At 59.5% G+C, this 5583-nt stretch carries 9 protein-coding genes and 1 pseudogene; 4 read left to right on the top strand and 6 right to left on the bottom strand.

Annotated features, from left to right (window positions below; all coding sequences use genetic code 11):
- Window positions 1-276: 276 nt before the first annotated feature.
- Window positions 277-576 carry a hypothetical protein gene (locus tag FS320_RS36655; protein ID WP_152717249.1) on the bottom strand — a complete coding sequence of 100 codons (300 nt, stop codon included), beginning with the start codon at window positions 574-576 and terminating at the stop codon, window positions 277-279.
- A gap of 281 nt (window positions 577-857) precedes the next feature.
- Here FS320_RS36655 and FS320_RS36650 point away from each other — a divergent pair, with 281 nt between their 5' ends.
- Entirely contained in the window at window positions 858-1604 is a 747-nt protein-coding gene (locus FS320_RS36650; RefSeq protein WP_152717248.1) for a Crp/Fnr family transcriptional regulator, read from the top strand.
- The gene (locus FS320_RS36645; RefSeq protein WP_152717247.1) at window positions 1601-1846 is read left to right on the top strand and encodes a hypothetical protein; all 246 of its coding nucleotides are present in this window, start codon (window positions 1601-1603) and stop codon (window positions 1844-1846) included. The genes FS320_RS36650 and FS320_RS36645 overlap by 4 nt, the downstream gene beginning before the upstream one ends.
- 761 nt (window positions 1847-2607) lie before the next feature.
- Here FS320_RS36645 and FS320_RS36640 read toward each other — a convergent pair.
- From FS320_RS36640 to FS320_RS36625, 4 genes are all read right to left on the bottom strand, one after another.
- Complete coding sequence (locus FS320_RS36640; RefSeq protein ID WP_152717246.1) at window positions 2608-2796, bottom strand: WGR domain-containing protein; 189 nt, start codon at window positions 2794-2796, stop codon at window positions 2608-2610.
- Window positions 2797-3057 (bottom strand): hypothetical protein, encoded by a 261-nt coding sequence (locus tag FS320_RS36635; protein WP_152717245.1) that lies wholly within the window; start codon window positions 3055-3057, stop codon window positions 2797-2799.
- Between the two features lie 104 nt (window positions 3058-3161).
- On the bottom strand, window positions 3162-3386 hold the full coding sequence (locus tag FS320_RS36630; protein WP_152717244.1) for a hypothetical protein: 225 nt from the start codon (window positions 3384-3386) through the stop codon (window positions 3162-3164).
- A gap of 536 nt (window positions 3387-3922) precedes the next feature.
- The gene (locus FS320_RS36625) at window positions 3923-4186 is read right to left on the bottom strand and encodes a cold-shock protein (RefSeq protein WP_152717243.1); all 264 of its coding nucleotides are present in this window, start codon (window positions 4184-4186) and stop codon (window positions 3923-3925) included.
- Between the two features lie 291 nt (window positions 4187-4477).
- Between FS320_RS36625 and FS320_RS36620 the strand changes: the two genes are divergently transcribed.
- Both FS320_RS36620 and FS320_RS36615 read left to right on the top strand, forming a co-directional pair.
- Window positions 4478-5224, top strand: coding sequence for a Crp/Fnr family transcriptional regulator (locus tag FS320_RS36620; protein ID WP_152717242.1), 747 nt, complete (start codon window positions 4478-4480; stop codon window positions 5222-5224).
- Window positions 5221-5460 carry a hypothetical protein gene (locus FS320_RS36615; RefSeq protein ID WP_152717241.1) on the top strand — a complete coding sequence of 80 codons (240 nt, stop codon included), beginning with the start codon at window positions 5221-5223 and terminating at the stop codon, window positions 5458-5460. Before FS320_RS36620 ends, FS320_RS36615 begins: the two co-directional genes overlap by 4 nt.
- On the opposite strand, the pseudogene FS320_RS46440 reads toward FS320_RS36615, so the two are convergent.
- Window positions 5457-5583, bottom strand: a pseudogene (locus FS320_RS46440) (IS630 family transposase); the annotation flags it as partial. The gene FS320_RS36615 and the pseudogene FS320_RS46440 overlap by 4 nt on opposite strands.

Genomic DNA, 5583 nt, shown 5'->3' with positions numbered 1-5583 from the left:
TGTCCTGCCGAGGTCTGCGAGATGAAGAAGGAGATGGACGAACGGTCTGCCCGGCGCAACCACAAGACTGGGTGCCATGATGGCCCACAGAGGTCTTTCCGCTAGTCAGCCTTGGATGCGCGCGGATACCCATGCTGGCCCGGAGCTGACGCTCCACACAGAGGCCGAATACATTGATGCAGCTCTCACGTTCGTCAGTCCGCCAACATCATCTTGCGACGCACGGCCGGACCATACATTGTGGCACTGCCCGGACCAAAGAGCTTGGTCCGCGAATTACACTGCCTTGCGCATCAAGGTTTGTTCAACCCAGGCGCCTGCCTCCTCTGGCGTCCTGAACAGGGGCGCAACGCGAATGGTGCACTTGCCGAACCCGGCTTCCAGATACCATTGCCCTTTGTGCTCAGGGTTATGGGTCTCGCCATCGAGGCGGACGATCACGGCCGCGAGCTGGCTATCTGCAAGGATGAGACGGCCATCGCTGTCGTGGCCGTCGATGAGCACGCGCATAGGTTGGAATGAGATGTCGAGGGTCATCGCCTTCGCCTTCATGTTGGGGCGAAAGGTCAATGCCAAGTGGCCTGACACCCTGAGAAACAAGAATGTCAGTATAGGTGGTATGGCCCAGACAGAACTTTACATAGTTTATGCTTGGAGGTTCTGTTAATCACTTTATGCAGAACCGTACCATTACAAACACATCAGCCTTCATGATCTATGTTAATCCCTCAATGTAACGTAGATGTGCGACAGACATTCCATCATATGCAACAGTGATTTCATCATCAGCCATTGATCCCGGACGCTGGTGACTGAGAGATGCGCGTGCTCCCGCTTGCACATCTGGGGAGCGTCCCATGTCCTCACCGTTTCACCCCGACTACAATCCGCTCATCCGCAAGCTCGAGAGCGTGTTCACGCTCACCGATGACGAGCGCCAAGCGCTTGAGACCCTGCCGATGCAGGTGGCGGTGCTCAAGGACCATCAGGACATCGTGCGCGAGGGCGATCAGCCCTCCCGGGCCTGCCTGATCCTGAGCGGCTTTGCCTGCGTCTACAAGATGACGGCCCACGGCAAGCGCCAGATCGTCTCCTTCACCATCGCCGGTGATATCCCTGACCTCCAGAGCCTGCACCTGAAGGTGCTGGACAACAGCGTCAGCACCATCAGCCCGTGCCGGGTGGGGTTCATCCCGCACGAGGCCCTGCACGACATCTGTCTCCGCTATCCACGCATCGGCGCCGCCTTCTGGCGCGAGACCCTGATCGATGCGGCGATCTTCCGGGAATGGGTGATGAATGTCGGACAGCGCGAGGGCGTCAGCCGCATGGCCCATGTCCTGTGTGAGTTGGTGGTGCGCCTGCGGGCGGTTGACCTTGTCGAGGATCATGTCTGCGACCTGCCGATCACCCAGGTTGAGTTTGCCGACGCGCTCGGCTTCACCCCGGTTCACGTCAACCGGGTGCTCCAGCAGATGCGGGCTGACGGCCTGATCGAAACCCAGGGAACCAGGCTGCGGATCCCCGATTGGGACAAGCTGAAGCAGGTGGGCGAGTTCGATCCGACCTACCTTCATCTGGTGCGGGAGGATGTAGCCGCATGAGCCTGAGCCTTCAGCCGGTGCGGGTTGGCACTGGCAGCGACGAAGAGGGCATGCTGGTCTTTGATGACGACCAGCGGCTTGTGGCGGTGCTGACCCACCTCGGCGACCAGTATGGCGAGGTGTCCGGGCATTGGTATCTCGAAGCAAAGTTCGCTCTGCTGGACGGCCTGGATCATCCCACCTACGCCGATCTGAACGCAGCCCAGGAGGGGATCAGGCAGCACCTGGCCCGAGGGCGCTAGGCGGCTTTGCATTCCATAAAGGACCGAGGCTGTGTCAAAACTCAAATGAAGCGGATCTCGGCGAACTATTTGTACAAATTCACGCCAATGTGCCGGGGATTTCCCGGTCTAATCACGCTTGCAAGAAATTAAATTGCTCCACGAAGCAGCTCGTCCGCGTTTTGACACAGGCTCGACCCTAAAGGGCCTTCCGCGAAATCTGCGGCGCTGCCGTTCCATATCGGGCCTTATGCGAAATTGCGCGGTAGGTTTGACATGCACGTATGTGATTGGGCCAAAGCGGCCATGGGAAAGGGTCGCGCCCAGTCTTGCTGACCGTGTGCGCGACCCGCCGGCCCGTATTTGCCCTCACGGGAGAACACCGCACACCTACTCAGGAAGAGGTATGCAGCATCTCGATTGAAAATAGAGCAGTGACAGAATGAACCTGATCTGAATAGATGATTGTCAATCGGAACCCTCTTTTGCCCCTACGGGTCCGACACCTTGAGCGCCCTCTTCCGACGGGCGCTTTTTTCTTGGTCACCGCGTTCTTCTACTTACATTCCAGACATGGGCTTCCGCGTAATTGCTATGTAGCATGGCGAGAGGAGGAGCAGGATTAGGACCGAACAAGGGAGGCGCCCATGGATGAATTGGTCCTTTCCGCCATTCTCTTCCTCGTGCTGTACTGCCTGCCAGCGCTGATCTACATCGCCAAATCCGACAACAATCTCTTCGGCAAGATGACTTCGGCTGGTTGCTGATGATACGCGTGGCAGTCAACGAAAGCTGATCTTGTACAGATCCCGATAGCCCCTCATCCGCTTGGCTCGGGCGACGGCTTCAAGTGCCTGGCCCGTCTCGAGTTCGTCGGCGTATTCCTCGGCCTTCTCCTGCCCGTTGGTGCCGATCCGTCCGCAATTCCGCACCAGGCGGATGGTGCCGAGCAGATCCCGACCGCACCGCAATTACGTCTCCATTTGGGCAATGCCGCTGCTCAGGTAGATGACTGGCAAGTGCACAACCTTGGCCAGCTCCCGAGCACGTTCGCGGGCCTTGTCCAGCGTGCAGTCCGGGAAAACGCTGGACGGTTGGTAATCCGGACCCAAGCCTTTTCCGGTCACTCTGTAATAGTAGCCAATGGCTGGCTCGCGAATGACCTCGATGAGGATAAACTTCTCCGGATTAGCGGGCTGTTCTCCCTTAGCCAGTTGTTTGAAGCGGGGCATGACACACCCTCCCTCTGGGCTCAACGGCTGATTATCCGTCGTTTCCAGCGAGCCTGACAGCTCTGAAACATCAGGTGGACGCGGGCAGAGATGGTGGAAGAGGTTTAGTTCAGCCAGTCATGGCCCAGTTCGTCGTTAAACCAACGCTCAACATCGGCTCGGACTGATGTGGCGCTCCGGAACTCTAAGTAGGGCGAGTAGTCTTGCTGGAGCCACGCGTAGAAGTCCGAGAAGCTCGGCGCCGCGCTCGGCCCTTGCGTGACTCCCCTGAGTTCGACCCATTCTTCGACAAGCCGGCGAATTACGGTCTCGCTCTCTTGCCGTGTCATCGATCTCTCCTCACGTGCCCCATGAAAAGCTCCCTCGCCGGAGGCCGGGAGGGAGCAGGGTTCTTGGGAGCTCCTCACGAAGGGGGAGATCCTCAGCCTACGCCGATGGGCCGGCAATTCTATCAACTGGGTTAAACCGGCGGGAACGAAGCAGGGTGGGCGGCCGTAACCCGGCTCATGGTTGCCCTTCCTTGAAGCCTCAAGCCTCTCACGCCCCCAGCCGTGAGGGGCTTTTCCTATGGCTATGCTGAAACAAGCCGCAACCGAATGAGTTGGGGCGGTGGAGGCTGTTCGACGCGGTCTTCTACTCCCTTCTACTCCGGAGGCCTCCTCACCAGTTCGGCAACCATCGGTGAGGGGGCCTTTCTGTTGCTCGTGGCCTGCAAAGCATTTATGAGTATTCGCGCCCCTGCCAAGGCTCTCCGTGAGAGTCATTTTACTCAATAGCCAGCGCCACGTTCCATAAGCCGCTGCGAACACTTTGAAACATGTTCCATAAAGGCAGTTCTGCAAATTACGGGACAGACCTAGGGCCTTCAGGTCTTGGGCTTGCGCAGGATCGGCGCGTTCTCCCCCGGCCTGGCGGTGCTGTGGTCAATCTCCAGTACCTCAGCAACCCGCTGCTTGCCGCGCTTCGCCTCGATCCTGACCCGCACCGTGGTTCCACGCGGAAGCCAGACATAGCCCGCCTGCTTGAGCACCGACATGTGCAGAAAGGCGTCACTGTCGCCATTGCTCAGGGCCACGAAGCCAAACTGCCTGGTCAGGTCAAACCAGGCGACCGTTCCCATGACCGTCATGCCCGATCTCCGCGAGCGGCAACGTCAGCACAATCAGCCTGGTTTCGCCAAGCACCCGCTCGCGCACGGCGCTGCGCTTGCACAGCGATTCTCATCGGCCCTTGTGCCAGATCGCCGTCCCTTCACCAGCCAAGCAGAGCCTTTCTCGGCGAAGTTAATCTTCAAGACCCACATAGATGTAAGACAGGGATTTATTTGCATGTGAGAGTTACTTTACTGTCAGCAACTGATCTCAGGCGCTGATAGCAGAGAGATCCGTGTGCTCCCGCCTGCAGGCCAGGGGAGCTCATCATGCGCTTATCGTTAGTTCCTGATAACAATCGGCTCATCCGCAAGCTGGAGAGCATCTTCACGCTGGCCGATGACGAGCGCCAGGTCCTTGAAAACCTGCCCATGCAGGTCATGGGCATCAAGGCCGACCAGGACATCGTCCGCCAGGGCGACCGTCCCTCCCGGTCGTGCCTGATCCTGAGCGGCTTTGCCTGCACCTATAAGGTCACCGCGGGAGGCAAGCGCCAGATCGTCTCCTTCAACCTTCCCGGCGATGTTCCTGACCTGCAGAGCCTGCATCTCCAGGTGCTGGACACCAGCATCGGCACCATCAGCCCGTGCCGGGTGGGGTTCATCCCGCATGAAGTCCTGCGCGACATCTGCGAACGCTACCCTCGCCTCGCCGCCGCCTTCTGGCGCGAGACCCTCATCGATGCGGCGATCTTCCGGGAATGGGTGATGAATGTCGGGCAGCGCGAAGGCTACCAGCGCATCGCCCATGTTCTGTGCGAGCTGCTGGTGCGCCTGCGGGCGGTGGGCCTGGCCGAGGACCATGCCTGTGATCTGCCGATCACCCAGGGCGAGTTTGCCGATGCGATTGGCCTGACGACGGTTCACGTCAACCGGATGCTGCAGCAACTGCGAGCCAACGGCCTGATCGAGCTGAAAGGCGACCGCCTGAAAGTGCTCGATTGGGACAAGCTGAAGGCAGCCGGCGAGTTCGACCCGGCCTACCTGCATCTGGAGCGGCAGGAGGCAGCAGCATGACCCTTCAGCCGATCCGGGTTGGCAACGGCAGCGATGAAGAAGGCATGCTGGTGTTCAACGGACAGCAGCGGCTGGTGGCGGTGCTGACCCATCTCGGTGAGCAGTACAATGGCGCATCCGGCCAGTGGTACCTGGAGGCAGGCTTTGGCTGCCTGGATGGACCCGATCATCCCACCTATGCCGATCTGGACGCGGCTCAGGAGGGGATCCGTCAGCGCCTGGCCCGAGGCCGCTAGTGGACGGAATCTAACACTTGGTGCCCTCGCCGGACGGCAGCGATGATCTCATCTGGGTTGGCCGTCCAGGTGAAGGGCTTGGGACGTGCATTGGTTTCAGCCACGTAGCGGTTGATGGCCTCC

Origin of the sequence: Microvirga tunisiensis, from assembly GCF_009296175.1 — a bacterium.
In the GTDB taxonomy this organism is placed as follows: domain Bacteria; phylum Pseudomonadota; class Alphaproteobacteria; order Rhizobiales; family Beijerinckiaceae; genus Microvirga; species Microvirga tunisiensis.
Note: the sequence above shows the minus strand (reverse complement) of the source record. Positions and strands in the feature narration are given on the sequence as shown.